Source organism: Psychrobacter piechaudii, assembly GCF_900162825.1.
Lineage (GTDB): Bacteria > Pseudomonadota > Gammaproteobacteria > Pseudomonadales > Moraxellaceae > Psychrobacter > Psychrobacter piechaudii.
In genome coordinates, this window is sequence record NZ_FUGE01000119.1 from 1 (window position 1) to 24,321 (window position 24,321).

The 24,321-nt window shown below is 42.3% G+C and carries 32 protein-coding genes, 1 tRNA gene and 2 pseudogenes; 6 read left to right on the forward strand and 29 right to left on the reverse strand.

What is annotated here, in order from left to right; all coding sequences use genetic code 11:
• Nucleotides 1-41: 41 nt before the first annotated feature.
• From rpmJ to A1019T_RS06195, 28 genes and pseudogenes are all read right to left on the reverse strand, one after another.
• Nucleotides 42-158, reverse strand: coding sequence for a 50S ribosomal protein L36 (gene rpmJ, locus A1019T_RS06060; RefSeq protein WP_007394227.1), 117 nt, complete (start codon nucleotides 156-158; stop codon nucleotides 42-44).
• 52 nt (nucleotides 159-210) lie between these two features.
• Nucleotides 211-1,542: a preprotein translocase subunit SecY gene (gene secY / locus A1019T_RS06065; protein WP_077450873.1), complete on the reverse strand. Its 1,332-nt coding sequence runs from the start codon at nucleotides 1,540-1,542 to the stop codon at nucleotides 211-213.
• Nucleotides 1,543-1,547: 5 nt separating this feature from the next.
• A complete protein-coding gene (rplO, locus tag A1019T_RS06070; protein ID WP_077450874.1) occupies nucleotides 1,548-1,997 on the reverse strand; it encodes a 50S ribosomal protein L15 in 450 nt (149 codons plus the stop codon).
• The gene (gene rpmD / locus A1019T_RS06075) at nucleotides 1,997-2,176 is read right to left on the reverse strand and encodes a 50S ribosomal protein L30 (RefSeq protein ID WP_007394230.1); all 180 of its coding nucleotides are present in this window, start codon (nucleotides 2,174-2,176) and stop codon (nucleotides 1,997-1,999) included. Before rpmD ends, rplO begins: the two co-directional genes overlap by 1 nt.
• Before the next feature lie 33 nt (nucleotides 2,177-2,209).
• Entirely contained in the window at nucleotides 2,210-2,707 is a 498-nt protein-coding gene (rpsE, locus tag A1019T_RS06080) for a 30S ribosomal protein S5 (RefSeq protein WP_019671650.1), read from the reverse strand.
• Nucleotides 2,708-2,709: 2 nt separating this feature from the next.
• The gene (gene rplR, locus A1019T_RS06085) at nucleotides 2,710-3,060 is read right to left on the reverse strand and encodes a 50S ribosomal protein L18 (RefSeq protein WP_028858239.1); all 351 of its coding nucleotides are present in this window, start codon (nucleotides 3,058-3,060) and stop codon (nucleotides 2,710-2,712) included.
• Between the two features lie 11 nt (nucleotides 3,061-3,071).
• On the reverse strand, nucleotides 3,072-3,605 hold the full coding sequence (gene rplF, locus A1019T_RS06090) for a 50S ribosomal protein L6 (protein ID WP_077450875.1): 534 nt from the start codon (nucleotides 3,603-3,605) through the stop codon (nucleotides 3,072-3,074).
• 194 nt (nucleotides 3,606-3,799) lie between these two features.
• Entirely contained in the window at nucleotides 3,800-4,198 is a 399-nt protein-coding gene (gene rpsH / locus A1019T_RS06095; RefSeq protein ID WP_077450876.1) for a 30S ribosomal protein S8, read from the reverse strand.
• Between the two features lie 12 nt (nucleotides 4,199-4,210).
• Nucleotides 4,211-4,516 (reverse strand): 30S ribosomal protein S14, encoded by a 306-nt coding sequence (rpsN, locus tag A1019T_RS06100; RefSeq protein WP_007394235.1) that lies wholly within the window; start codon nucleotides 4,514-4,516, stop codon nucleotides 4,211-4,213.
• A gap of 12 nt (nucleotides 4,517-4,528) precedes the next feature.
• A complete protein-coding gene (gene rplE, locus A1019T_RS06105; RefSeq protein WP_019671645.1) occupies nucleotides 4,529-5,065 on the reverse strand; it encodes a 50S ribosomal protein L5 in 537 nt (178 codons plus the stop codon).
• 21 nt (nucleotides 5,066-5,086) lie between these two features.
• Complete coding sequence (gene rplX / locus A1019T_RS06110) at nucleotides 5,087-5,404, reverse strand: 50S ribosomal protein L24 (RefSeq protein ID WP_077450877.1); 318 nt, start codon at nucleotides 5,402-5,404, stop codon at nucleotides 5,087-5,089.
• Between the two features lie 9 nt (nucleotides 5,405-5,413).
• Nucleotides 5,414-5,782, reverse strand: a complete 369-nt coding sequence (rplN, locus tag A1019T_RS06115; RefSeq protein WP_007394238.1) for a 50S ribosomal protein L14 — start codon at nucleotides 5,780-5,782, stop codon at nucleotides 5,414-5,416.
• Nucleotides 5,783-5,932: 150 nt separating this feature from the next.
• Nucleotides 5,933-6,208: a 30S ribosomal protein S17 gene (rpsQ, locus tag A1019T_RS06120; protein ID WP_037031557.1), complete on the reverse strand. Its 276-nt coding sequence runs from the start codon at nucleotides 6,206-6,208 to the stop codon at nucleotides 5,933-5,935.
• The gene (gene rpmC, locus A1019T_RS06125; RefSeq protein ID WP_028858245.1) at nucleotides 6,208-6,402 is read right to left on the reverse strand and encodes a 50S ribosomal protein L29; all 195 of its coding nucleotides are present in this window, start codon (nucleotides 6,400-6,402) and stop codon (nucleotides 6,208-6,210) included. The genes rpsQ and rpmC overlap by 1 nt, the downstream gene beginning before the upstream one ends.
• Nucleotides 6,402-6,815: a 50S ribosomal protein L16 gene (gene rplP, locus A1019T_RS06130; RefSeq protein ID WP_011959719.1), complete on the reverse strand. Its 414-nt coding sequence runs from the start codon at nucleotides 6,813-6,815 to the stop codon at nucleotides 6,402-6,404. The genes rpmC and rplP overlap by 1 nt, the downstream gene beginning before the upstream one ends.
• A pseudogene (gene rpsC / locus A1019T_RS06135) lies at nucleotides 6,755-7,556 on the reverse strand (30S ribosomal protein S3). Before rpsC ends, rplP begins: the two are co-directional and overlap by 61 nt.
• Before the next feature lie 3 nt (nucleotides 7,557-7,559).
• A complete protein-coding gene (gene rplV, locus A1019T_RS06140; RefSeq protein ID WP_011959717.1) occupies nucleotides 7,560-7,889 on the reverse strand; it encodes a 50S ribosomal protein L22 in 330 nt (109 codons plus the stop codon).
• A gap of 10 nt (nucleotides 7,890-7,899) precedes the next feature.
• The gene (rpsS, locus tag A1019T_RS06145; protein ID WP_007394243.1) at nucleotides 7,900-8,175 is read right to left on the reverse strand and encodes a 30S ribosomal protein S19; all 276 of its coding nucleotides are present in this window, start codon (nucleotides 8,173-8,175) and stop codon (nucleotides 7,900-7,902) included.
• An 11-nt stretch (nucleotides 8,176-8,186) separates the two neighbouring features.
• Nucleotides 8,187-9,017 (reverse strand): 50S ribosomal protein L2, encoded by an 831-nt coding sequence (rplB, locus tag A1019T_RS06150; protein WP_077450878.1) that lies wholly within the window; start codon nucleotides 9,015-9,017, stop codon nucleotides 8,187-8,189.
• An 11-nt stretch (nucleotides 9,018-9,028) separates the two neighbouring features.
• A complete protein-coding gene (gene rplW, locus A1019T_RS06155) occupies nucleotides 9,029-9,379 on the reverse strand; it encodes a 50S ribosomal protein L23 (protein WP_011959715.1) in 351 nt (116 codons plus the stop codon).
• Complete coding sequence (rplD, locus tag A1019T_RS06160) at nucleotides 9,376-9,978, reverse strand: 50S ribosomal protein L4 (RefSeq protein ID WP_028858248.1); 603 nt, start codon at nucleotides 9,976-9,978, stop codon at nucleotides 9,376-9,378. Before rplD ends, rplW begins: the two co-directional genes overlap by 4 nt.
• A gap of 14 nt (nucleotides 9,979-9,992) precedes the next feature.
• The gene (gene rplC / locus A1019T_RS06165; RefSeq protein ID WP_007394247.1) at nucleotides 9,993-10,631 is read right to left on the reverse strand and encodes a 50S ribosomal protein L3; all 639 of its coding nucleotides are present in this window, start codon (nucleotides 10,629-10,631) and stop codon (nucleotides 9,993-9,995) included.
• A gap of 93 nt (nucleotides 10,632-10,724) precedes the next feature.
• The gene (gene rpsJ / locus A1019T_RS06170) at nucleotides 10,725-11,036 is read right to left on the reverse strand and encodes a 30S ribosomal protein S10 (protein WP_007394248.1); all 312 of its coding nucleotides are present in this window, start codon (nucleotides 11,034-11,036) and stop codon (nucleotides 10,725-10,727) included.
• A gap of 444 nt (nucleotides 11,037-11,480) precedes the next feature.
• Nucleotides 11,481-13,304: an Rne/Rng family ribonuclease gene (locus A1019T_RS06175; protein ID WP_077450879.1), complete on the reverse strand. Its 1,824-nt coding sequence runs from the start codon at nucleotides 13,302-13,304 to the stop codon at nucleotides 11,481-11,483.
• Between the two features lie 181 nt (nucleotides 13,305-13,485).
• Nucleotides 13,486-14,109: pseudogene (locus A1019T_RS06180) on the reverse strand (Maf family protein).
• A gap of 82 nt (nucleotides 14,110-14,191) precedes the next feature.
• Nucleotides 14,192-14,677: a rod shape-determining protein MreD gene (gene mreD, locus A1019T_RS06185; protein WP_077450880.1), complete on the reverse strand. Its 486-nt coding sequence runs from the start codon at nucleotides 14,675-14,677 to the stop codon at nucleotides 14,192-14,194.
• A gap of 226 nt (nucleotides 14,678-14,903) precedes the next feature.
• A complete protein-coding gene (gene mreC / locus A1019T_RS06190; protein WP_077450881.1) occupies nucleotides 14,904-15,824 on the reverse strand; it encodes a rod shape-determining protein MreC in 921 nt (306 codons plus the stop codon).
• A 22-nt stretch (nucleotides 15,825-15,846) separates the two neighbouring features.
• Nucleotides 15,847-16,875, reverse strand: a complete 1,029-nt coding sequence (locus A1019T_RS06195) for a rod shape-determining protein (RefSeq protein ID WP_077450882.1) — start codon at nucleotides 16,873-16,875, stop codon at nucleotides 15,847-15,849.
• A 564-nt stretch (nucleotides 16,876-17,439) separates the two neighbouring features.
• On the opposite strand from A1019T_RS06195, the gene gatC reads away from it, so the two are divergent.
• From gatC to A1019T_RS06215, 4 genes are all read left to right on the forward strand, one after another.
• On the forward strand, nucleotides 17,440-17,772 hold the full coding sequence (gene gatC / locus A1019T_RS06200) for an Asp-tRNA(Asn)/Glu-tRNA(Gln) amidotransferase subunit GatC (RefSeq protein WP_167366843.1): 333 nt from the start codon (nucleotides 17,440-17,442) through the stop codon (nucleotides 17,770-17,772).
• A 273-nt stretch (nucleotides 17,773-18,045) separates the two neighbouring features.
• The gene (gene gatA, locus A1019T_RS06205; protein WP_077450884.1) at nucleotides 18,046-19,545 is read left to right on the forward strand and encodes an Asp-tRNA(Asn)/Glu-tRNA(Gln) amidotransferase subunit GatA; all 1,500 of its coding nucleotides are present in this window, start codon (nucleotides 18,046-18,048) and stop codon (nucleotides 19,543-19,545) included.
• Nucleotides 19,545-21,065 carry an Asp-tRNA(Asn)/Glu-tRNA(Gln) amidotransferase subunit GatB gene (gatB, locus tag A1019T_RS06210; RefSeq protein ID WP_077450885.1) on the forward strand — a complete coding sequence of 507 codons (1,521 nt, stop codon included), beginning with the start codon at nucleotides 19,545-19,547 and terminating at the stop codon, nucleotides 21,063-21,065. Before gatA ends, gatB begins: the two co-directional genes overlap by 1 nt.
• 55 nt (nucleotides 21,066-21,120) lie before the next feature.
• A tRNA-Pro gene (locus A1019T_RS06215) sits at nucleotides 21,121-21,197 on the forward strand.
• A gap of 196 nt (nucleotides 21,198-21,393) precedes the next feature.
• Here A1019T_RS06215 and A1019T_RS06220 read toward each other — a convergent pair.
• Nucleotides 21,394-22,581, reverse strand: a complete 1,188-nt coding sequence (locus A1019T_RS06220; RefSeq protein WP_077450886.1) for a hypothetical protein — start codon at nucleotides 22,579-22,581, stop codon at nucleotides 21,394-21,396.
• A 120-nt stretch (nucleotides 22,582-22,701) separates the two neighbouring features.
• Here A1019T_RS06220 and A1019T_RS14005 point away from each other — a divergent pair, with 120 nt between their 5' ends.
• Together A1019T_RS14005 and purU are read left to right on the forward strand one after the other, a co-directional pair.
• Nucleotides 22,702-23,016: an excalibur calcium-binding domain-containing protein gene (locus tag A1019T_RS14005; RefSeq protein WP_425271936.1), complete on the forward strand. Its 315-nt coding sequence runs from the start codon at nucleotides 22,702-22,704 to the stop codon at nucleotides 23,014-23,016.
• A gap of 263 nt (nucleotides 23,017-23,279) precedes the next feature.
• Entirely contained in the window at nucleotides 23,280-24,170 is an 891-nt protein-coding gene (gene purU / locus A1019T_RS06230; protein WP_077450887.1) for a formyltetrahydrofolate deformylase, read from the forward strand.
• The last annotated feature ends 151 nt before the right edge of the window (nucleotides 24,171-24,321 follow it).

Below are 24,321 nucleotides of genomic sequence, written 5' to 3' on the forward strand. Positions count from 1 at the left end.
TATCTGTATTATAAATTACTTTAAAATACAAATCTTAACAATTAACCTTGACGCTGTTTATGACGTGGCTCTGCTTTACAGATAACGTGTACTTTACCTTTACGGCGAACTACTTTACAGCTACCACAAATTTTCTTAACAGATGCTTGAACTTTCATAATTTTCTCCTATTGAACAGATCTATTCAAAAGCTTTAAATATAGGTTAAAACTATCTGATTAGAGTCTGATCATGATACTGATGTGTCATTAAGTGAGCCTGTAGCTGGGAAATGAAATCCATAACCACGACTACCATAATTAAAAGTGATGTACCACCTAGGTGGAATGGTATGCCAAATGAAGACTGTAGTAGCATCGGCATTAAACAGATCGCGGTCATATAAATCGCCCCAATAAAGGTAAGACGGTTTAACACGTGATCTAAATAACGCTGAGTTTGTAAACCAGGTCTAATTCCTGGAATATAAGCCCCACTACGCTTCAAGTTCTCTGCCACTTCTCTTGGGCTAAACACTAGCGCCGTATAGAAATAACAGAAGAAAATGATCATTGCACCAAATAAAACCAAATATAATGGCTGACCTGGTGCCAGAACCAATGATAGGGTTTGTAAAAATTGCTGCCACGCACTAGGATCGGCAGAGTTACCCACCCATTGTCCTAGACTTGCTGGAAACATCAACAAAGCACTGGCGAAAATAGCTGGGATAACCCCGGCCATATTAATCTTCAAAGGCAAGTGAGATTGTTGATTTGCATAAATTTTACGACCCAGTTGCTGCTTTTGGGCATAGTTTACAGGAATACGACGCTGTGCTCTTTCAATAAACACAATGCCTGCTGTCACTGCAATACCTAATACCGCAAATACCAACAGTACAATCAGACTTTGAGGATCGTTTTTCACCATCTCAAAGGACTGACCTAACATACTAGGTACACTGGCCACAATGCTCGCAAAAATAAGCATTGAAATACCATTGCCCACACCGCGTTCTGTAATTTGCTCACCAAGCCACATCAAGAACATGGCGCCTGCTACAAGGGAGCTTACAGCAGGTATATAAAATGTTAATCCTGAAGACAATGTCAGGTTTTGACTGATTAATCCAGTGCACATAAAAATGGCTTGGATAGATGCCAAAAAGAGAGTCCCCTGCCGCGTATATTTATTCAATTTACGACGACCAGACTCTCCTTCTTTCTTCAAAGCTTCTAATGAAGGCAATACGGCCGACATCATCTGTACGATAATAGAAGCTGAGATATATGGCATGATTCCTAAAGCCATAATAGACATTCTCTCTAACGCACCCCCTGAGAACATGTTGAACATGCTTAAGATGGTGTTTTCGTTACGAGAGAATAGATCTGCTAGGCTAACTGGATTAATACCAGGAACTGGAATATGTGAACCTAAACGGTAAACAACCAGCGCCCCCATCAAAAACAACAAGCGACTCCATAGCTCATCATACTTACGAATAAAGACAAGCGGATTCATCGGAATTGCAGAGGTAGGCACAGATTGCTTCGCCATTTAAATTACTCCTGAGTTTCCTCAACTGTGCCACCAGCAGCTTCAATAGCAGCTTTAGCACCTTTGGTCACTTTAACACCTTTAAATGTATAAGCTTTAGTGATCTCGCCAGATAAAATGATACGCGCACGTTTCATATCACGACGGATAATATTTGCTTCTTTTAAAGTTTCAATACTTACTACATCGCCATCAATCTTGTTAAGTTCAGAAAGACGTACTTCTGCAGTAGTTAGACCCATTTGGCTGGTAAAGCCAAACTTAGGTACACGGCGGTATAAAGGCATTTGACCGCCTTCAAAACCAGCACTGATGCTTGAGCCTGAACGTGACTTCTGACCTTTAACACCACGGCCACCAGTTTTACCTAGGCCAGAACCAATACCACGACCTTTACGAAGTGCGGTTTTTTTGGCGCCTACGGCTGGCGATAATTCGTTTAATTTAAGTCCCATTACGCTTCCTCCACTTTAACCATGTAATTGATGCGATTCACCATTCCACGGGTTGAAGGCGTGTCTTCAACTTCAACTGTATGTCCAATACGGCGTAAACCAAGGCCCATAAGACAAGCTTTATGGCTCTTGAGGCGATGGGCACCAGATTTAATTTGAGTAACTTTCATTTTTTTCATCGTAACTCACCTACTTTAATATCTAAATAATGGTTAGCCCAAGATTTCGTCTACAGATTTACCACGTTTTGCAGCCGCCTTTTCAGGAGACGACATATCACGTAAACCATTGAATGTTGCACGTACTACGTTTGTTGGGTTTGTTGAACCGTAACATTTAGTTAATACGTCTTCTACACCAGCTGATTCTAGTACGGCACGAACTGCACCACCGGCAATTACACCAGTACCTTCGTTAGCTGGCTGCATGTATACTTTACTTGCACCATGACGGGCAACAATTGGATGCTGTAAAGTAACGCCGTCAAGATCAACAGTGATCATGTTGCGCTTAGCAGCTTCAAGTGCTTTTTGGATAGCAGCTGGAACTTCGCGAGCTTTACCACGTCCAAAACCTACACGGCCGTTACCATCACCAACAACAGTTAATGCTGTGAATGAGAAAATACGACCACCTTTTACAACTTTAGATACACGATCAACAGAAACTAATTTTTCTACTAAACCGTCATTTTGCTCTACTTTAGCCATGATTAAAACTCCAATCCATTTTCACGAGCGGCGTCAGCTAATGCTTTAACACGGCCGTGGTATTTGAAACCACTACGGTCAAAAGCAACTTTAGTGATACCAGCAGATTTTCCACGTTCAGCGATAAGTTTACCAACAGCAGTAGCTGCTTCAACGTTACCAGTAGCGCCAGAGCGTAAAGTGCTATCAAGCGTAGATGCTTGTGCCAATACTTCTCCGCCAGTTGGAGAAATGATCTGAGCATAAATATGGCGTGGGGTACGGTTAACAACTAAACGATGCACACCTAGATGACGGATGTGGGCACGTGTTTTCTTAGCTCGACGTAAGCGAGCAGCTCTTTTATCAAACATGTCATTTCACCTTATTTTTTCTTAGCTTCTTTACGAACCACATGCTCGTCACTATAACGGATACCTTTACCTTTATATGGCTCAGGCGGACGATAACCACGGATTTTCGCAGCAGCTTGACCTAATGCCTGCTTATCGTTTGATTTTAAAACGATTTCAGTTTGGCTTGGGGTTTCAGCGGTTACACCTTCTGGAAGTGTATATTCGATTGGGTGAGAGTAACCAACGTTTAAAGTTACTTTGTTACCTGCTACTTGAGCGCGGTAACCAACACCAATCAACTGAAGTTTTCTTTCAAAACCTTCAGAAACACCTACTACTAGGTTGTTCACTAATGAACGCATAGTACCAGTGTGCATCCAACCTTCTTTAGAGTCAGAAACAGGTGATAAGATCAGTTGATCATCTTCTTGTTTTAGCTCGACCAAATCATGCAGGTGTAAAGACATAGTACCTTTACTGCCTTTAACTTCAACCTGCTGACCGTTCAAAGTAACACTTACACCCTTAGGCAGTGCTACTGGGGCTTTAGCCACACGAGACATAGGAGTATTCCTTAATAACAGATAAATAACGAATGATTATGAAAAAATTAACAGGCACTAGGCCTGTTAATTTAAATAATCAGCTCTATATTACTTAAGCTTTAAACTATTTTGAGTAACTAGGGGCCTAAATAAAGGCGCCCATTATACCCTATTAATAGAATTTAAAAAAGTTAAATAATACAAAATATGATTTAAGCAACAAATGCGATGATTTCACCACCGATTCCAGCGGCACGAGCAGCACGATCGCTCATAATACCTTGGCTGGTTGAAACAATCGCAACACCTAAACCTTGCTGTACCGATGGGATTGCGTCTTTACCGCGGTATTGACGTAAACCTGGACGGCTGTAGCGTTTAATTACTTCAATAACAGGCTTGCCTTCGAAGTATTTTAATTCGATTTTTAAAGTTGCTTTACCATTGCCTTCGTCAGTTACTTCAGCAGATGCGATGTAACCTTCTTCTACTAATAAGTCAGCAATTGACTTACGTAGCTTTGAGCTTGGCATAGCAACAGAAACCTTACGTGCCATTTGTGCGTTACGGATACGGGTTAGCATATCAGCAACTGTATCTTGCATACTCATAGTATTACTCCCTTACCAACTAGCTTTACGAACGCCTGGAACATCACCTTGCATTACGCGTTCGCGTAAAATGTTACGTGATAAACCAAACTTACGGAAGTAACCATGAGGACGGCCAGTTACACCACAACGGTTACGTAGTCTAACTGGAGACGAGTTACGTGGCAGTGATTGAAGCTCAAGAATGGCGTCCATTCTTTCTTCATCACTTGCGTTCATGTCACTAATGATTGCTTTAAGATTTGCACGCTTCTCAGCATACTTAGCAACCATTTTCTCGCGTTTTAATTCGCGATTAATCATGCTCTTTTTTGCCATAATGCTTTATTCCTATTTGAATGGGAAGCCGAATGCTTTAAGCAGTGCGCGACCCTGCTCGTCATCCTGAGCAGATGTCGTGATAGTGATATCAAGCCCACGAAGGCGATCAATTTTATCATAATCAACTTCTGGGAAAACGATTTGCTCTTTAATACCTAACGAGTAGTTACCACGACCATCGAAAGCTTTTGGTGAAAAGCCACGGAAGTCACGGATACGTGGGATAGCAATAGCAATGAGACGATCTAAAAACTCATACATTTGCTCGCCACGAAGTGTCACTTTACAGCCAATTGGCCATTCTTCACGAATTTTAAAGCCAGCGACAGATTTACGAGCTTTAGTGATTACCGGCTTCTGACCTGCAATTGCAGTCATGTCCGCTACGGCACCTTCTAAAAGCTTCTTGTCTTGTGAAGCACCGCCAACACCCATGTTAAGAGTAATTTTGGTGATCTTTGGTACTTGCATGACGTTTTCCAAGCCTAGTTCTTCTTTGATCTGTTGCTTGTACTGGTCATTGTATAGTGATTTTAATCTAGCCATTGCTATTACACCCTTAGTGTTTTACGCAGTCGCCACTACTTCACCGTTTGAACGATAGACGCGTTGTTTTTTGCCGTCTTCGTCAAACTGATAAGTAATACGATCAGCTTTTTGGGTTTGCGCATTAAAAATTGCGACGTTAGAAATATGTAAAAATGCTTCTTGCTTAACGATACCACCTTCAGCACCAGTTGCCGCATTTGGCTTTTGGTGTTTGGTGACGATGTTAATACCTTCCACTTTGATACGGTCATTTTTTACCGCTAGCACAGTGCCTTGTTTGCCTTTATCTTTACCAGCAATAACAATAACACTGTCGCCTTTACGTAATTTAGCCATGGGTTACCTCTACAGTACTTCTGGTGCTAGTGATACAATCTTCATAAATTGATCACCACGTAGTTCACGAGTTACCGGCCCAAAGATACGAGTGGCAATCGGGGCTTTATTCTGGTTAAGCAATACAGCAGCGTTGTCATCAAAACGTAGTACTGAACCATCTGGACGACGTACACCTTTTTTGGTACGTACAACCACAGCATTCATTACATCGCCTTTCTTAACACGACCACGTGGAATTGCTTCTTTAACAGATACTTTAATGATGTCGCCTACAGAGGCATAACGACGATGTGAACCGCCTAGTACCTTAATACACTGTACACGTCGTGCACCACTATTATCTGCAACTTCCAGAATTGTTTCAGTCTGAATCATCGCGTTACTCCAATAATATACAATAGGCAATAACAATACTGGTGAATTTACTTCATGCAATTATAAAAATTACATGAAGTATTCACTAATCTGGTATGTCGCCATAAAGGGGACGTATTTTACCAGTAATTAATGCCAATTGCAATTTGCTTATATTTTTTCCGCTGTTTCCACAACGTCAACTAGTTTCCAAGACTTAGTCTTAGAGATTGGGCGTGTTTCAATGATACGAACCACGTCACCTTCTTTACAGACATTGTTTTCGTCGTGGGCTTTAATTTTTGTAGAACGACGGATCTGTTTGCCATATAGTGGGTGACGAACTTTACGCTCGATTAGCACTGTAATTGACTTATCCATCTTGTTACTGACAACCTTACCAGTAACAATACCTACACCTTCGGTTTGTTGAATATCGTTACTCATTAGGCGCCTCTTTGTTTCTCATTAATCAAAGTCTTAATTTGAGCAATCGCACGGCGATTTGCTTTGACTTCGTGTGTGCTACCTAGTTGACCGGTGGCTTTCGCCATACGAAGACGGAAAGCATCAAGTTGCTTCTCATCTAGTAATCCAGTCAGCTCTTCTACTGATTTGTCTCGTAATTCACTGATCTTCATTACATTATCGTCCGCTTAACAATGGTAGTTTTGAAGGGAAGCTTAGCTGCTGCTAGCGTGAACGCTTCGCGAGCTAATTCTTCTGAAACCCCTTCGATCTCATATAGCATTTTACCTGGTTTGATTTCGCATACCCAGTACTCTACAGGACCTTTACCTTTACCCATACGAACTTCTAATGGTTTGTTGGTAATTGGTTTGTCTGGGAATACACGAATCCAGATTTTACCACCACGCTTAACCTTACGAGTAATAGTACGACGTGCGGCTTCAATTTGACGAGCAGTCATACGACCACGGCCAACTGATTTTAAGCCAAACTGACCAAATGCAACAGTGCTACCACGATGTGCTAAACCCGTGTTACGCCCTTTATGCATTTTACGAAATTTGGTACGTTTTGGTTGTAACATAGCTTAACCTCTATCTGTGTTTGCTCTGTCTGAATTGCGACGGTTTCCACGGCCGCGGCGTTTTGGCGCACGAGTCTTATCTTCTTTAGGAGGATTATAAACGCTATCCATACCATCTAGAATTTCACCACGGAAAATCCATACTTTAACACCGATGGTTCCGTAAGTAGTCTCTGCACGAACTGATGCATAATCGATATCGGCACGTAGAGTGTGTAAAGGTACACGACCTTCACGATACCACTCAGTACGAGCGATCTCAGCACCACCTAAACGACCAGACAGTTCAACTTTAATACCTTGAGCGCCAGAACGCATGCTGTTTTGTACGGCGCGCTTCATAGCACGACGGAACATAACACGACGTTCTAGTTGGCTAGCGATACCTTCAGCAACTAGACGAGCATCTAAATCTGGAGAAGTGATTTCTTCGATATTAACCTGAGCTGGTACGCCCATCATTTTGGTTAATTCTTTTTGTAACTTCTCAATATCTTCGCCTTTCTTACCAATAACGATACCTGGGCGAGCCGTTGAAATTGTGATTTTAGCAGCGCCAGTAGGACGCTCAATCATAATATGGCTAACCATAGCATTGTCTAACTTCTTACGAAGATAGTCACGTACTTGTAGATCGTTAAGTAGGTATTCAGAATATTGTTTTGGGTCTGCATACCAGTTAGCGTTGTGTTTTTTTACAACACCAAGACGAATTCCGATTGGATGTACTTTTTGTCCCATGAATTATTCTCCTACCTTAACAGTGATGTGACAGGTACGTTTACTGATACGATCAGCACGACCCTTTGCACGTGGTAGGATACGCTTTAGCGTGATGCCTTCATCCACATAGATAGTTGATACTTTAAGCGTATCGATATCTAAACCGTGGTTGTGTTCAGCATTAGCGATAGCAGACTCAAGACATTTCTTAACGAATACTGCGCCTTTTTTATTGCTGAACGCAAGGATATCCAAAGCACGCTCAATAGACTTACCACGAACTTCATCTGCGACAAGTCGAACTTTCTGTGCCGAAATGGCGGCACCGCGTAATTTTGCAGTTACTTCCATAGTGAGCACCTTATTTTTTTGCTTTCTTGTCAAAGCCATGACCGCGATATGTGCGAGTCGGGGCAAATTCACCTAGTTTATGGCCAACCATTTGCTCACTAATGATAACCGGTACGTGTGTACGGCCATTATGAACAGAAATTGTTAGACCAACCATTTGTGGCAGAATCATCGAGCGACGTGACCAAGTTTTGATTGGCTTGCGTGAGTTAGACTCAACAGCTTTTTCTACTTTGGCAAACAGATGCGCATCAATGAATGGACCTTTTTTCAATGAACGAGGCATGAAATTTTCCTTTATTTCTTCTTGGCGCGACGGCGACGGATGATCATACTGTCAGTACGCTTATTGTGACGCGTTTTAAGACCTTTGGTCTTCTGACCCCATGGCGTAGTTGGATGTTTACCCATTGTGCGACCTTCACCACCACCGTGTGGGTGATCAATCGGGTTCATCGCAGTACCACGTGTCTGTGGACGAACGCCACGCCAACGTGCTGCACCTGCTTTACCAAGTGATTTTAGGTTATTTTCAGAGTTAGAGTTTTCACCAATAACTGCACGGCAATTTACGTGTACACGGCGAGTTTCGCCAGAGCGTAAACGGATAATTGCATAAATACCATCTTTACCTAGTAGCTGAACTGAAGCACCAGCTGAACGAGCTAATTGCGCGCCTTTACCGATTTTTAGTTCAATATTACTAATAGTAGTACCTACAGGAATATTTTTAAGTGGTAAGCAGTTACCTGGACGAATTGGTGATGACTCACCTGACATTACAGTATCGCCAACTTTAAGTTTCTTAGGAGCGATGATATAACGACGCTCACCATCAGAGTACTTAAGTAAAGCAATATGAGCAGTACGGTTTGGATCGTATTCAATACGCTCTACCGTTGCTGGAATATTGTCTTTCGTACGCTTGAAGTCGATAATACGATAGTGTTGCTTATGTCCACCACCAATATGACGTGACGTAATGCGACCATTATTATTACGACCACCTGATCTACCTTGTGCTTCAACAAGTGGGGCATGCGGACGACCTTTGTAAAGGTGTGGATGCACCACTTTTTCAACAAAACGGCGACCTGGTGATGTTGGCTTTGCTTTTACGATAGGCATGATTTGTATCCTTATTCGTTGTTCGCTGTTTCGCTAGTAGAAGCTGCATTGTCTGCAATCTCTTCACCAGCATCAGCCATTTGTACATCTTGACCAGCTTTTAAAGTCACATAGGCTTTTTTATAGTCATTACGACGACCTACAGTGCGACCAAAGCGCTTTGTCTTACCTTTAACATTTAAGGTGTTTACCTTAGTAACTTCCACACCTTCAAACATTAACTCGACTGCTTTTTTGATTTCACGCTTAGTGGCATTGTTATCAACTTTGAAAACCTGCACACCTAGCGAGTCACCTAACAGCTGAGATTTCTCTGAGAACACAGGCCCTTTTAAGACCTGATAAAGTCTTGCGTTATTCATGCTAGTGCTTCCTCAAATTGTTTCGCTGCGTCAACAGACATGATGACTTTATCAAACGCAATCAAGCTAACAGGATCCACTTCGTTAGTACCAAGTACATTCACATGTGGAATGTTGCGGGCAGCTAAGTATAGATTCTCATCAACTTCATTGGTCACGATTAATGCACGTGGTGCATTAAGTTCTTCCAATTTACTAATTAGTTCTTTTGTCTTTGGAGCTGAAACAGTAATGTCTTCAACTAAAATTAGACGATCTTGGCGAACTAGTTCGGCTAAGATACACTGCATCGCACCACGGTACATTTTACGGTTCACTTTCTGTGACCAGTCTTGTGGTTTAGCAGCGAATGCTCGACCACCACTGCGCCAGATAGGGCTACGAATTGAGCCTGCACGAGCACGTCCAGTACCTTTTTGACGCCATGGTTTTTTACCACCGCCAGAAACTTCAGCACGAGTCTTTTGTGCGCGGGTACCTTGACGTGCGCCTGCTAAATAAGCAGTGACGACTTGGTGAACGAGGGCTTCGTTGAATTCACGACCAAATGCCGTGTCAGACAGCTCAACCGCTGCGCCTGTAACAGTTTTTAAATTCACGTTAATCCCCTTGCTTAGGCTTTGATTGACGGACGTACGATGACATCGCCACCATTGGCACCTGGAATGGCACCTTTAATGACTAGAAGACCTTTTTCAGCGTCTACTGACACGATTTCAAGTCCTTGAACGGTAACACGTTTGTTACCCATTTGCCCTGGCATTTTCTTACCTTTGAAAACTTTACCTGGGCTTTGGTTCTGACCTGTAGAACCCAATACGCGGTGCGATACTGAGTTACCGTGAGTAGCATCTTGCATACTAAAGTTATGACGTTTTACGCCACCTTGGAAGCCTTTACCTTTACTTTGACCTGTAACATCCACAAGTTGCCCTGCTTCAAATAGGTCAGCAGCAATTTCGCTACCCGCTTCACGTCCTTCAAGTTCTTCTTCTGTAACACGGAATTCCCATGTACCACGGCCAGCTTTAACGCCAGCTTTAGCAAAGTGACCTTTTTGTGCTGCAGTTACGCGGCTGTCACGACGCTCACCAGTGGTTACTTGGATGGCTTGATAGCCGTCAGTGTCATTGGTTTTAATTTGAGTAATGCGGTTTGCATCGACCTCAACAACCGTTACAGGGATAGAAGCGCCTGTTTCAGTGAAGACACGGGTCATGCCGCATTTCTTACCGACTAAACCGATCGCCATGTTAAACCTCTTTATATCTTCAATTAATAGTTTGGGGTAATATCTAAAAGTCGCGTTTTATTAATCATTACGCTTAAATATACGCGCTTTTGATTAACCCAATGCGATTTGAACGTCTACACCAGCAGCCAAGTCCAATTTCATCAATGCATCAACTGTTTTGTCAGTTGGTTGCACGATGTCAAGCATACGCTTATGAGTACGAATCTCGTACTGATCTCGCGCGTCTTTGTTGACGTGTGGCGAGGTTAGGACGTTGAAACGCTCGATGCGAGTAGGCAACGGTACAGGACCACAAACTTGCGCACCAGTGCGCTTTGCGGTATCGACAATCTCTTGTGCCGACTGATCGATCAATCTATGATCAAAAGATTTTAGTCGGATACGGATTCTCTGGTTAGCCATGCCAGCAAGCTCCTAATAAGTGGTTTTATCATCATTGCTACCCTAATGGTAGGTCTTGAATGATAAATAGCCGTTATATAAATGATTCATTTTTTGGTTAAATCGTGAGGTTAATCACATCCAACAATTCAAAAAACAAAATAAGTTTAATCCTTGCCCACCATTTCCATATAGGAAGGTAGCAAAGAAGAATGAAATTAGTGCCGAAAACGATGCTTCAGCTGTATTAACGTCAAGCTTTACAAGTGTTTACAGTCTAATACGCTGCCGTATTTGATCACACTTACTTGAAACGCTCATATAAATTCAGTGGGTTGTATTATACACAGTTGACAATCGATTGCAAGGGTATTTGTGACTTTTAATGGCCGTAAACAGGGGGTAATCTGTCGATTTTACATTTTAATAACAGTTACCCCTACCCTGCCTATTTCGCCTAAATTATCAATCTAAAACGATATCATATTGCTCTTGGGTATATAGATTTTCCACTTCAAAAGTAATCACTCTACCCAGCAAATACTCTAAGTCAGCCACGGTATCTGCTTCAGAAGACAACAACAAATCAATTACTGACGCATGAGCCACTACCGTAAATTTCTTCGGTGAGTTATAAGTACGGGCACAGCGCATTATCTCGCGGAAAATCTCAAAGCAGACGGTCTCAGCGGTTTTGATAAAGCCCTTACCCTCACACGTCTTACAGGGCTCACAAAGCTGCTGCTCTAACGATTCTCGAGTGCGTTTTCGAGTCATTTCCACCAAGCCAAGCTCGCTAACCTGAGTGATTTTGGTCTTAGCATAGTCTTGAGCTAGCTGATGCTGTAAGCTTTCTAGGACATCATCTTTATGCTCTTGCTCTAGCATATCGATAAAATCAAGAATGATGATGCCCCCCAGATTACGCAATCTAAGCTGTCTAGCGATGGCATGAGTGGCTTCTAAGTTGGTTTTATAGACGGTGTCCTCAAGCGAGCGACCGCCGACAAAGGAGCCAGTATTGACATCGATGGTGGTCATCGCTTCAGTTTGATCAATAATCAAGTAACCGCCTGACTTTAAATCTACCCGGCGTTTCAGCGCATCTCTTAAGTCCTCCTCTACCCGATGCACATCGAATAAAGGCTGCTCTCCCATATACGGCAGAATACGCGGATAAATGAACGGTACAAACTCTTTAGCAAACTGACGCACCTCGTTGTACATGCCTTCGTGATCAACGATGACCTTTTCGGTATCAGGGTGCACCAAGTCTCGAATCGAGCGCAGTGGTAGAGATAACTCTTGATAAATGAGCACCGCTGCCTGACCACTGCCTGCAGAGGCGTCTTTACGCGCTTGAATGGTTCGCCACAGTTGTACTAAGTAATAAATATCCTCTTCGAGTTTAGCCACAGGCACACGTTCTGCTGCAGTACGAGCAATTAAGCCTCCCGTCAAATTCACGGTTTGCATCAACTGGGCTAACTCAGTCTTTAAGCGGTGGCGCTCCTCTTCATTATCAATACGCTGAGAGATACCAATATGCTCACTAGAAGGCAAATAAACCAAATAACGAGACGGCAATGAGATATTTGTGGTTAACCGCGCGCCCTTAGTACCTAGCTGATCTTTGGTCACTTGGACCAATATTTTTTGGCCTTCGTGAAGGCGGTACTGGATTAATTCATGACGGGGTGGCTCAATCACTTGGCGCTCTTTAACCACCGTAGGCGACTTTTCTACTTGAGTAATCGCATTCCCTACCTTATCTGGCAAATCATTATCTAATAAAGAGGGGTCGTGCAAGTCACTTTGAAAATTCGATGCTTCATCCGCTAAGACGGATTGCTTTTCTCGAAGACTATCAGGCTCCCCCTCTACTATTGAGGCACTGCTCAATCCAGTCTCCAAAGATGAGATATCACTGTCGGCCTTAGAGGTGTTTTCGGCAATATGCTCAGAGCGGTCCACCGGTATGCTGGTTAAAACCGTAGGCTCTTGTCGACTAGGGGGACGCGGCGGTGCCGAAGTTTTATCTTCCACTACCGTTGGCCGAGGTAAACGGCGCATATCATTGACATGTAAAAAGGCGGTACGAGACTGCCCTATCTCCACAAATGCCGCTTGCATGCCGGGTAGAACGCGTACCACAGTACCTAAGTAAATATTGCCCACCAAGCCAAGCTTATTATGCCGCTCAATATAAACCTCACTGACGACACCATTATCTAAAACAGCAACTCGAGATTCCATTGGGCTAACATTAATGAGTAGCTCTTCTGACATAGCAGACCTTTTATCTTATTATTGATTAAATATGTTTTAGTAAAGACAAGTAATTATAGCGAGATATTTTTTCTTTTATAGCAGCTTTAATTTTAGAGTCACTTTGCCTTTAAAATAAATTACGAAAATATCTTCTTATAAGCCCCAGTGTACCACTGACTCTGAAAAATTGTTATCCAGTCTACTCTCGGCTAGCTAGCCGCTTCTCAATATTTTTGATCGCCGCCAAAGTCTGTGACAAAGGAAGGCCAACGACATTGGTGTAGCTGCCGTTTATACGCTCTACCCAAGCTGCGCCTTTACCTTGAATAGCATAGCCGCCCGCTTTATCAGCAGGCTCACCGCTGGCCCAATAGGCTTCCATGGTAGGCTCGTCTAATTCAATGAAAGTAACCTCAGTCTTCTCTAAAATATTTTTGCTATAAAGACGATTGGCTTGGTTATCGAAAACGGTTAGCTGTACAGCCGTCCAAACCGCATGCTATGTATTAGACATCTTTTGCCACATAGTAAAGGCATCCGCCTTATCCGTTGGCTTTACCAAAATAGACAAACCATCAGCAAGCACCCCAATAGTATCCGAGGTGATGACTAAATAATGATTTTCGCCTGCCTCATAGCAGCCCGTTAGGTTCTGTCCTGCTGCCGTGGCTTTGGCTTGCACCATTCGTACAATATAATCCTGCGGGGTCTCGTTAGGCAGCACACTTTCATCGACTTCAACCGACTGGATAATAAAATCAATGTCTGCCAAGGCCAATAATTGTTGACGACGCGGAGAGGTAGAGGCCAGAATAATTTTCATTATATGCTCAAAGTATCAGAGGTGAAGGAGGTTTTATTAAAATATAGGCTAGGCTGTGTAGACAAAGATAGCTGGCGTGGCTTTAGTATTTCTTTATAAAATGATTCAAGGACATATAGACTAGCGGCCAAGTAATAATACTGACTATTAAGCTAAACAAGGCACTGGTAAAAAATATGTTCTGGGTGAGATATTGTACCAACCATAAAGTCAGCTGAAAAACTATCAAGGCGACCGTAGCCACTGCCCAAGCAATAGACAAATTCAACTGCTTAATATACTGCCCCATAAACCTAACAGAGAAGGCCATGACTACAGCCGCAAAGGCTTGTTGACCCAAGCGCGTGTCCAATAATAAATCTGAGATGATACCAATGGCAAAGGCGGTCACTACTCCCACATAGTTTGGCTTATATATTAACCAAAAAATAAGCACCATAATAAGTGCCATAGGACGCAGCAAAGAAGCTTCTAAGCTCATGGGATAGATATTAATAACAGAAGCTACTACAAAACTTGCAATAACCACTATTACAGACTGGAGAGGACTTAAAGGAGTTTTCATCATAATAGCAGCAGCGCCTTTTAAGAAGCCTCAATAGATAAGCTTAGGCAATGACTATTTATGAGGGTCATCCGGGTTATGAGGATCATCAGGATTATTGAGGTTATGGGATAACTGGGGGTAGAAAAGTAACCGGTAATCCTGTTATCCCCCTCTGACAATCGGGGCCATACTACTTGGCGCTCTAAATTGTGCTTTAACAACAGACTCAGCAACATCACTGTGCCGCTCACTTAGACTCAACAGAACGACTAGGGGGAACATAGGGAATCTGAGTAAGCTCTAAAGAGCCTGCAAACCTATCATCTCTAAAGTTTGGCGCATACTCACTGTCCTGCATAATTAACACATAGGAGCTGTTTACAAAATCTGCTGCTGGGGTCACATCAATATTCATGAAATTTTCATTTTGTTCAGGACTAATATACTCCACACGGCCCACACGGTAGCCGGCTGGAAAGCGGCCCCCTAAGCCAGAGGAGATTAGTTCATCGCCAACGCGAATGTCTGAAGTTTTGAATATATAATCAAGCTTCAGAGTGCTTGGCGTTCCTTCACCGGTAACGATAGCACGCTGCCCTGTTCTTCTGACAGTAACTGAGACAGATTGCAGCTCATCAGTAATCAACAACAAACGACTGGTGTTAGGATAGACATTAATGATTTGCCCTAAGATACCATTTTCATCAATGGCAGTTTGTCCGACTTGCACCCCATCTTTACTGCCTTTATTCAAGACCACAATTTGCTTTAAGGGGTTGGTATCGGTACCAATTACTTGGGCCAAATTTAATTCATACTGATCTGGCTTGGTAGTAGATAAGATCCCTTGCAAACGTGCGTTTTGAGCCAATACATAATCTTGCTGTTGCAGCTTAGCTTGCGCATGCAATAACTGCGCATGCAACTGTACATTTTCGCGTCGTAACGCCTCTTTGCTCATCAACGTCCCATCTGCCCAGTGACTAACAAAGGTTGGCAGTACCGATATTTGATAAATAGGCTGCATCGCTGAATGGCTGGTATCCCGTATAGGATTAAACCAGTCAGGATTTTTACTGTCCAGCAACATCAAAACTATAGCGACCAATAATACGGCCGCTGTTTTTCTTAAGGTAAGATTGTACTGAGCAAATAGGGTCGTTGGCATAGTGAACTTACAAACTTATAGATTATACAAAAATCATATTTAAACTTTTGTTATGGATAAAGTCTAAAGCAGCACCACCACCACGACTGACGCAGGTTAGCGGATCTTCAGCTACAGTAACTGGTAGTCCCGTCTCTTTTGACAATAATTTATCAAAATTACGTAGCAATGCCCCGCCACCAGTCAATACAATACCACGCTCGGCGATATCTGATGATAATTCAGGAGGCGTTTGCTCAAGAGCCGTTTTAACCGCACTAACGATACCGGTTAAAGAGTCACTTAAAGCTTTTTGGATTTCTTCAGAAGTAACGGTTAGGGTTTTTGGCACCCCTTCTGCCATGCTACGACCACGAACTTCAACTTCAAGCTTGGCGTCTTCATCGATAGCAGACCCTACGCTTTGCTTAATACGCTCAGCGGTGGTTTCCCCAATCACGCAGCCATGGTTACGGCGCACATGAGTGATGATTGCTTCATCAAAGATATCACCACCAATACGGATTGAGTCTGCATAGACACAACCTGATAATGAAATAACCGCAATCTCTGTGGTACCACCGCCAATATCCACCACCATTGACCCGCTGGCTTCATGGACTGGTAAATCTGCCCCAATAGCAGCAGCCATAGGCTCTTCCAATAAGAAAACTTTATTGGCTCCCGCTGAGGATACCGCTTCACGAATAGCGCGACGCTCAACTAAAGTAGATTTGCAGGGCACGCAAACCACAACGTTTGGCTGGGCCAAGAAGCGTCTGGCTTTCACTTTGCTAATAAAGTGTTTCAGCATTTTTTGAGTCACCTCAAAATCTGCAATAACCCCATCTTTTAAAGGACGAATTGCGGTAATATTATCGGGAGTACGACCTAGCATTTGCTTTGCATCAATGCCGACAGCAGCCACCGTTGGGTTCTGAGTACGGTTACTACGCAGAGCTACAACAGTAGGCTCATCGAGAACCACACCCTTTCCAGGCGCATAAATCAATGTATTGGCAGTACCAAGGTCAATGGCGATGTTGTTAGATAGAAATCCAAACGGGTTCATGTATCGTGTTCCAGCGTATTGCGAGTTAAAGAGTAGCGTCGTCATCTCATGCATTTAATAAGCAGAGACTGGCTCTCAAAAAAGAGTCTAATATTTTAAAAAATATTTTAAGATTTTGTCGAATAGAAATGACACACTTTAACCAAAGTAAAGTATGACGACAAGAATAAACCTTGAAAATTTATTCAAATATTCAGGTGGTGCAAATTATAGCGGTTAATTATAGATAAATCATGTAAATATCATATTTTTCATATAACTCTGCCGTATTAAATTGCAACATCTCATGTCAAACACATTATTTACTCAATAACACGCTCTATTGATAGGACTTTGCTGTTATTGTGACTTATTTGAATAAATTAATGAGACCAATATTTATAATCTTAACAACCGATCGCATATCAAGGTAACCACTGAAAATAAGTGTCAGTTGCATTATAATAGCCCGATACCCTAAAAACAGTTTGATAAACTTCTATTATCTTAATTTTTGCTGACTTTTTTATTTACTGTCTTTACTCATTTTTCTATTAACCGATTTTAAAAAGGATGCTTTGTCTCATGACCACCGATAGCACATCAAATTCGCAGACGCCTAACCGCGACAATCAAATCTGTACCACTGATATTTTGGAAGTAGCCAAGCTTTCTCGCCTTGCGGTAGATGAAGAGGCGGCACAAACCTTCGCTGAGGACATCGCTAAAATCTTAGACATGATGCAAACCCTTTCAAGCGTAGATACTGATAATGTAGCGCCCCTATCTAATGTGCACGAAGCCGCTCAAGAATTACGTGCGGATATTCCCAATGCTGATATTGACCGTGAGTTGAATCAATCTGTGGCTCCAGCAGTCGAACAAGGCTTATATCTGGTACCGCAAGTTATTGAATAACCTCTATCTATTGCGTCGCCGTTTCTTTGGCTTCATTAAAAACTATCTTCTTTGTTAAAAATTAAAGAAAACCAACCTGACTTGAAACCAGGTAGGACGAAAAATAAATAGCGACTGAAAGCGTAAATTTATAAAAATACTTATAAAGTCGTAGCCCAGGATAGCAGCCAAAAAAACTTTTTCACCCTTATTTTTTATTTTTAAATAATCCTCTTGCTTTTAATAACTTTTATCTTTAATAACCCTTATCTTTAATAACAATGGACACCCAATATGTCTGACCTACATCACTTATCTGTTGCTCAGCTTGCTGATGGTCTAAAAAACCAGCAGTTTAGCAGTGTGGAACTGACCGATCATTTTCTAAAACGTATCAATAAGCTCGATGAGAAAATCAACAGTTTTATTACTGTTGATGAAGAAGGCGCGCGCCAAGCGGCCCAAGCTGCGGATGAAAAACGCAGTGCAGGCGACACTTCAGCTCTACTGGGCCTACCTATGGCTCATAAAGACCTATTTTGTACCAAGGGCTTACTCACCACTTCTGGCTCAAAAATGCTACACAACTTTGTGTCGCCGTATGATGCCACTATCGTCTCAAATATCCGTGACGCTGGTGCTGTGTGCTTAGGGAAGCTGAACATGGATGAGTTCGCTATGGGCTCAGACAACGAAAGCTCTTACTATGGCGCTGTGCACAACCCATGGGATATCAGTCGGGTTCCTGGTGGCTCATCTGGCGGGTCTGCGGCAGCTGTGGCGGCCGGTTTTGTCCCATTTGCTACAGGTAGTGACACTGGGGGCTCAATTCGCCAGCCTGCCTCCTTCTGTGGCTTAACGGGAATGAAGCCTACTTACGGCAGCGTATCTCGCTTCGGTATGATTGCTTATGCCTCAAGTTTAGATCAGGCCGGTACTTTTGGGCGCTCGGCAGAAGACTGCGCTTACTTGCTACAACCTATGACTGGTCACGACCCTCGTGATGCGACCTCTATCAAACGCGAAGTCCCAGACTACATTGCCGATATGCACAGCGCTGTTAAAAACGCTGATGCTGACAAACCTTTTGCTGGTCTACGCATTGGGGTGGCAAAAGAATATTTTGGTCAAGGCTTAGATGCTGAAGTAGATAGCAATGTTCGCAATGCGCTTAAACAGTATGAGGAGTTAGGTGCGACTATTGTTGAGGTTAACATTACCGACCCTGCTATCACTCTAGCAACTTATTATATGCTAGCCCCTGCAGAGGCTTCCTCAAACTTATCTCGCTTTGACGGGGTACGTTTTGGCTATCGCTGTGAAGAGCCTAAAGACTTAGCAGATTTATACACCCGTTCACGTTCTGAAGGATTTGGTGATGAAGTACAGCGCCGTATCTTGATGGGCACTTATGCGCTATCTGCCGGCTACTATGATGCTTACTACACTAAGGCTCAAAAAGTACGCCGCTTAATCTTAGAAGATTTCAAAAAAGCTTTTGATAAGTGTGATGTGATTGCAAGTCCAACCGCCCCTACCGCGGCCTATAAGCTCGATACTGCTTTGGATCCAGTGACCATGTATTTAGGTGACGTCTACACCATCGGGGTCAACCTAGCGGGTCTACCGGCCATTAGTATGCCTGCCGGCTTCACCGAATCAGGTCTGCCTGTGGGTCTACAATTAATTGGCAATCACTGGGATGACAGCAAGTTACTATCGACCGCTCATATCTTCCAGCAACACACCGACTATCACACTAAGCTATCTGCTACTGCACAGGAGAGCATCTAATGACTGCTATCACTGAAAGTAACACCACCCACCAGCCCGTTCGCAAAGAGTTATTGATTGACGGCTATGAAGTGGTCATTGGTATTGAAATCCACTGCCAACTAAATACCAAAAGTAAAATCTTCTCAAGCTCATCAACCAAATTTGGTAATGAGCCAAACACTCAAGCTAGTATCGTTGACTTAGGCTTACCTGGGGTGCTTCCTGTATTAAACGCAGGCTTGATTGAGCGTGCGTTAAAGTTCGGTATCGGGGTGAATGCAGAGCTGGGTATGCTAAATACCTTCGATCGTAAAAACTACTTCTACCCTGATTTACCCAAGGGCTATCAAATTACCCAGATGGAAAACCCCATCGTTGGCAAAGGCTATATCGATGTCATCGTTAACGAAGGTGAGAAAAATGAATATGGCAAACGCATTGGTATTACCCGTGGTCACTTAGAAGAAGACGCTGGTAAATCAGTGCACGATGCAGTACCTGGCATGACTGGGATTGACTTAAACCGTGCGGGCACACCACTAATTGAGATTGTGTCTGAACCGGACATGCGCTCCTCAAAAGAAGCGGTGGCTTATATCAAAGCCATTCACCAGCTGGTTACTTGGTTAGACATCTCTGATGCCATCATGGCAGAAGGCTCATTCCGCTGTGACTGTAACGTCTCTGTACGTCAGCCAGGCGAAGAGTTTGGTACTCGTACTGAGCTTAAAAACCTAAACTCTTTCCGCAATATCGAAAACGCGATCAACCGTGAAATCGAGCGTCAAATCGACATCATCGAAGACGGTGGTAAAGTGGTTCAAGCTACTATGCTTTATGATCCAGAAGCGGATGAAACTCGTATCATGCGCACCAAAGAAGATGCGGATGATTACCGCTACTTCCCCGATCCAGATCTATTGCCAGTGCGCCTAGAGCAAGAGACTGTTGATGCTATTCGTGCCAGCATACCAGAGTTACCTGTAGTACGCCGTGAACGCTTCGGTACTGAACTTGGTTTATCAGAATATGATGCCCGTGTCTTAACCGGTAGCCGTGAGTTGGCCGACTACTTTGAAACCGTTCTTGAAGCAGTTGGTAAGCAGCACGCTAAATTAACTGCCAACTGGATTATGGGTGATTTACTTGGTGCGTTAAATAAAGAAGACAAAACCATCACCGACTCCCCTATCAGTGAAGTACAATTGGCGGGCTTGTTAAAGCGCTTAAATGACAATACTCTATCAGGTAAGTTAGCAAAACAAGTATTTACTGCCTTATATGACGGTGAAGGTGGCGATGATGCAGACGCAGCAGACAAAATCATCGAGGCCAAAGGTCTGAAGCAAGAAACGGATACGGGCGCTATTAAAGCCATGGTGGAAGAAGTTATCGCCAATAACCAAGCCATGGTTGATGAATATAAAGGCGGTAAAGAAAAAGCCTTTAATGGTCTGGTGGGTCAAGTGATGAAAGCCAGCCGTGGTAAAGCCAACCCGCAGCAAGTAAACCAAATCTTGAAAGAGATTTTGGGATAAAATGGCGATTAACCACTTGCATTAATATTAATAATGAGTAAAATAGTTTGTCCATCGGGGCGTAGCGCAGTCTGGTAGCGCACTACACTGGGGGTGTAGGGGTCGCAGGTTCAAATCCTGCCGTTCCGACCAAACATTTAAAAGACCTGCCATATTAAATATGGCAGGTCTTTTTTTATGGGCTTAACTAATTGATTTGACTCATTTATTAGTCAGCTTGATTGTCTTATCAACTCTGCATTAATCAACAAGGTAAGAGTCATTTTGTTAAATTACGGTATATTTGTTGGTATAGCTGTTGGTATTGAAAAAGACGATACCAACACCTTTAATTATAAACAATACTATTTATCCCTATATCCAAAATATCAGGATCATAACTTGTGTCCCTAAATTGAACTAACCTTGGATTACCCCGTGTCGGCTTCACCAAAATACTGTTATCGAACACTTCATAAGATAATAGCTGTCCAATAGTTATATTAAATCCTTTTTTATCGCCATCAAAAATAATACGCTTATTAGTCACTATAAGCTTTCCTGAGCTGACAGCAACAGGCTCTCGATCTGACTTATAAGTACCGCGAGACTGGCCTACCCTAAAACTGACTCCCTTGGCTACCCTAAAACTCACCCCAGCCGAACCCCCTTGGTAACGCCCTCTCACAGCTCTTTCTTCAATTAGATCTGCAAAATAACTAAAATGAGCCACCTCGCCTTTTTTTAAAATGATATTGGTGTGACAAGTCGGCAAAATCCCGCTCTGTATTTGCCTTAATACTCTGTGCTTATCTAGCACCTCTAATTCTGCTGAAATTTTGTCAGACGGAATATTAAATAACTTTTGTATGCGCTGTAACGCTTCATACTCTTGTTGAGTCACAATCTCATCAGACACAACATGCTCATAAGCCTTCTTATAAGCTTTAATAAAACCTTGTAACTGCTGTTTATCAGTAAGCTCTGCCTCCATCAACAGCTCTTTAATTCTTTGTTCTTCCTCTTGACTTATTTCTACATCACTCGCCATTAGCATTAGTTGTTTATAAGTCTCTGACCTGACTCTTCTTTGCTCAAAGAAAGAACGCTTTTTATTAACCTCAGTCTCTTTGTCAGGCGTTTTATCTAGATCTAGCTTTAAACTTGGTGGCTTTAGCTGCTGTAAATCCATATTAAACACAGGCTTTGCTGTTAGAGTTTTAATCTGATTATTTTCTATCTTTGGGGCAGACTTACCTTGCTTAATAGAGAAGTAAATAATCGTAATAGATAAAATTAGCCCAGCAAGTAATCCTGCTACAGAGTCATCTGGAGTGCTTTCTTCAGGAAGAAAAGCACCAATAATGATCGTAGAAACCATAAAAACTAAAGAAGATAAACCCAATATCTTTAGCCTACTTGGAGGGTTATTGATATCGGCCACAAAAGGAAAGTAAGCAGGACGTATTAACCAAAATACCAACACAAAAGGCATTATCAAAAATAAGATAAGGTAAACATTAAAAATAAAAGTCATATTCCCACCCCTCACTCCCCTAAACAACTATTACTATTAAAACTTTCTTATTTTAATATTAAGTTATCACAATATAACAAGCTCAAGCATAAGATTAATATACAGCAATATGTTGTCGAGATGAGTAGCTCTCACTTATTCCCCTCTCTGGGTATGGCTTTATTATATAATATTGATATAATTAATATATATTCTAATATATTTTATTTCGATTATTTAATTATTAGTTATAGGGTGAGTCGTATGAATAAAACTTTGCTTACAGCCTTTTGCCTAATGCTAGTATCAGCCAGCCTACCTGCCCATGCCGCCAAAGTTAAATGCTCTGATTTTAAGTCTCAAAAAGAAGCTCAGGCTTATTTTGATGCAAAGAAACCTGGGTATAAAGGGCTTGATCGGGATAATGATGGTATTGCTTGCGAAGCACTTAAATAACAGGTAGCTCCCTTCGATAGCTTCGAATGCATAAATAAATAACCCACTCAATGCGAGTGGGTTATTTGATTATATAGGGTTAAACAAACCTATTAATGAGTTGATTTATTGTCAACTTTACCCCTGTCAGTAACTGCTATAATAGGCTCCAACAGCGAATATTTTTAATATGCTCTATATTTTTGTACTTACTTTTTAGAACAGGCTGGCAGTCAATGACTGTCTTGCCTGCTTTTTTTCATCTTATTATTTAGTGAGTTTTTATGTCAAAAGATACTAAAACCCCAGTTACTGACCCTGCCATTGATACCGCTACCTTATTAATTAAATGTAAAGACCAAGCCGGTATCGTCCAAGCCGTTTCTGAGTTTATTCATCGCTATGGTGCGAATATTATTACCTTAGACCAATATTCAACCGCCCATGAAGGGGGGCAATACTTCATGCGTTTGGAGTTTGCATTGGCAGGTCTTAGTGAAATTATTGATAACTTTGAAGCCAGCTTTGAGCACACAGTTGCTAAGCGTTATGAAATGGAATGGCGTCTACATAACAATGCGATTAAAACCAAAGTGGGTATTTTGGTGTCTAAATTTGATCATGCTTTACTCGATTTGTTATGGCGTCATCAACGTGGTCTATTAGACTGTGATATTACCTGTGTAGTTAGTAACCATAATGATCTACGCCAAGAGGTCGAAAACTTTGGCATTCCTTTTCATCATGTTCCTGTTACTAAAGACACTAAGGCAGAAGCTGAGGAAAAAATCCATCAAATTATGGCCGGCAATGATCTTTTAGTATTGGCTCGTTATATGCAAATCTTATCAGAAGACTTTGTCAGCCGTTGGCCAATGAAAATTATTAATATCCACCATTCATTCTTGCCTGCATTCGTTGGTGCTGACCCCTACCGTCAGGCGTTTGATAAAGGCGTTAAGCTAATCGGTGCTACGGCTCACTACGTGACTGCTGACTTAGACCAAGGTCCTATTATTGAACAAGATGTGCACCGTGTAACTCACCGCCAAGGAGTAACTGAGTTACGCGCTATTGGCCGTGATGTTGAACGCAATGTCTTGGCACGCGCTGTCAACTGGCATGTACAAAACCGGGTTATTGTGGCCGGTAATAAGACCGTTGTGTTTAACTGATAGTAATAAAATAATAGCTAAAAAAGTGGGTGGCGTTCTTATAACACCACCCACTTTTTTATTATCTAATTTTTTTGCTTATCTTTATTACTTACCTCTGTACACGACAAAAATGCTCAAAGTCTCAAAGGTCGTGGACTAGGAGACAAAT

Excerpts from the sequence above, each read along its gene's own strand:
- rpmJ (WP_007394227.1), bottom strand. The coding sequence starts at position 158 with ATGAAAGTTCAAGCATCTGTTAAGAAAATTTGTGGTAGCTGTAAAGTA.
- secY (WP_077450873.1), bottom strand. The coding sequence starts at position 1,542 with ATGGCGAAGCAATCTGTGCCTACCTCTGCAATTCCGATGAATCCGCTT.
- rplO (WP_077450874.1), bottom strand. The coding sequence starts at position 1,997 with ATGGGACTTAAATTAAACGAATTATCGCCAGCCGTAGGCGCCAAAAAA.
- rpmD (WP_007394230.1), bottom strand. The coding sequence starts at position 2,176 with ATGAAAAAAATGAAAGTTACTCAAATTAAATCTGGTGCCCATCGCCTC.
- rpsE (WP_019671650.1), bottom strand. The coding sequence starts at position 2,707 with ATGGCTAAAGTAGAGCAAAATGACGGTTTAGTAGAAAAATTAGTTTCT.
- rplR (WP_028858239.1), bottom strand. The coding sequence starts at position 3,060 with ATGTTTGATAAAAGAGCTGCTCGCTTACGTCGAGCTAAGAAAACACGT.
- rplF (WP_077450875.1), bottom strand. The coding sequence starts at position 3,605 with ATGTCTCGTGTGGCTAAAGCCCCAGTAGCACTGCCTAAGGGTGTAAGT.
- rpsH (WP_077450876.1), bottom strand. The coding sequence starts at position 4,198 with ATGAGTATGCAAGATACAGTTGCTGATATGCTAACCCGTATCCGTAAC.
- rpsN (WP_007394235.1), bottom strand. The coding sequence starts at position 4,516 with ATGGCAAAAAAGAGCATGATTAATCGCGAATTAAAACGCGAGAAAATG.
- rplE (WP_019671645.1), bottom strand. The coding sequence starts at position 5,065 with ATGGCTAGATTAAAATCACTATACAATGACCAGTACAAGCAACAGATC.
- rplX (WP_077450877.1), bottom strand. The coding sequence starts at position 5,404 with ATGGCTAAATTACGTAAAGGCGACAGTGTTATTGTTATTGCTGGTAAA.
- rplN (WP_007394238.1), bottom strand. The coding sequence starts at position 5,782 with ATGATTCAGACTGAAACAATTCTGGAAGTTGCAGATAATAGTGGTGCA.
- rpsQ (WP_037031557.1), bottom strand. The coding sequence starts at position 6,208 with ATGAGTAACGATATTCAACAAACCGAAGGTGTAGGTATTGTTACTGGT.
- rpmC (WP_028858245.1), bottom strand. The coding sequence starts at position 6,402 with ATGAAGATCAGTGAATTACGAGACAAATCAGTAGAAGAGCTGACTGGA.
- rplP (WP_011959719.1), bottom strand. The coding sequence starts at position 6,815 with ATGTTACAACCAAAACGTACCAAATTTCGTAAAATGCATAAAGGGCGT.
- rplV (WP_011959717.1), bottom strand. The coding sequence starts at position 7,889 with ATGGAAGTAACTGCAAAATTACGCGGTGCCGCCATTTCGGCACAGAAA.
- rpsS (WP_007394243.1), bottom strand. The coding sequence starts at position 8,175 with ATGCCTCGTTCATTGAAAAAAGGTCCATTCATTGATGCGCATCTGTTT.
- rplB (WP_077450878.1), bottom strand. The coding sequence starts at position 9,017 with ATGCCTATCGTAAAAGCAAAGCCAACATCACCAGGTCGCCGTTTTGTT.
- rplW (WP_011959715.1), bottom strand. The coding sequence starts at position 9,379 with ATGAATAACGCAAGACTTTATCAGGTCTTAAAAGGGCCTGTGTTCTCA.
- rplC (WP_007394247.1), bottom strand. The coding sequence starts at position 10,631 with ATGGCGATCGGTTTAGTCGGTAAGAAATGCGGCATGACCCGTGTCTTC.
- rpsJ (WP_007394248.1), bottom strand. The coding sequence starts at position 11,036 with ATGGCTAACCAGAGAATCCGTATCCGACTAAAATCTTTTGATCATAGA.
- A1019T_RS06175 (WP_077450879.1), bottom strand. The coding sequence starts at position 13,304 with ATGTCAGAAGAGCTACTCATTAATGTTAGCCCAATGGAATCTCGAGTT.
- mreD (WP_077450880.1), bottom strand. The coding sequence starts at position 14,677 with ATGATGAAAACTCCTTTAAGTCCTCTCCAGTCTGTAATAGTGGTTATT.
- mreC (WP_077450881.1), bottom strand. The coding sequence starts at position 15,824 with ATGCCAACGACCCTATTTGCTCAGTACAATCTTACCTTAAGAAAAACA.
- A1019T_RS06195 (WP_077450882.1), bottom strand. The coding sequence starts at position 16,875 with ATGAACCCGTTTGGATTTCTATCTAACAACATCGCCATTGACCTTGGT.
- gatC (WP_167366843.1), top strand. The coding sequence starts at position 17,440 with ATGACCACCGATAGCACATCAAATTCGCAGACGCCTAACCGCGACAAT.
- gatA (WP_077450884.1), top strand. The coding sequence starts at position 18,046 with ATGTCTGACCTACATCACTTATCTGTTGCTCAGCTTGCTGATGGTCTA.
- gatB (WP_077450885.1), top strand. The coding sequence starts at position 19,545 with ATGACTGCTATCACTGAAAGTAACACCACCCACCAGCCCGTTCGCAAA.
- A1019T_RS06220 (WP_077450886.1), bottom strand. The coding sequence starts at position 22,581 with ATGACTTTTATTTTTAATGTTTACCTTATCTTATTTTTGATAATGCCT.
- A1019T_RS14005 (WP_425271936.1), top strand. The coding sequence starts at position 22,702 with ATGAGTAGCTCTCACTTATTCCCCTCTCTGGGTATGGCTTTATTATAT.
- purU (WP_077450887.1), top strand. The coding sequence starts at position 23,280 with ATGTCAAAAGATACTAAAACCCCAGTTACTGACCCTGCCATTGATACC.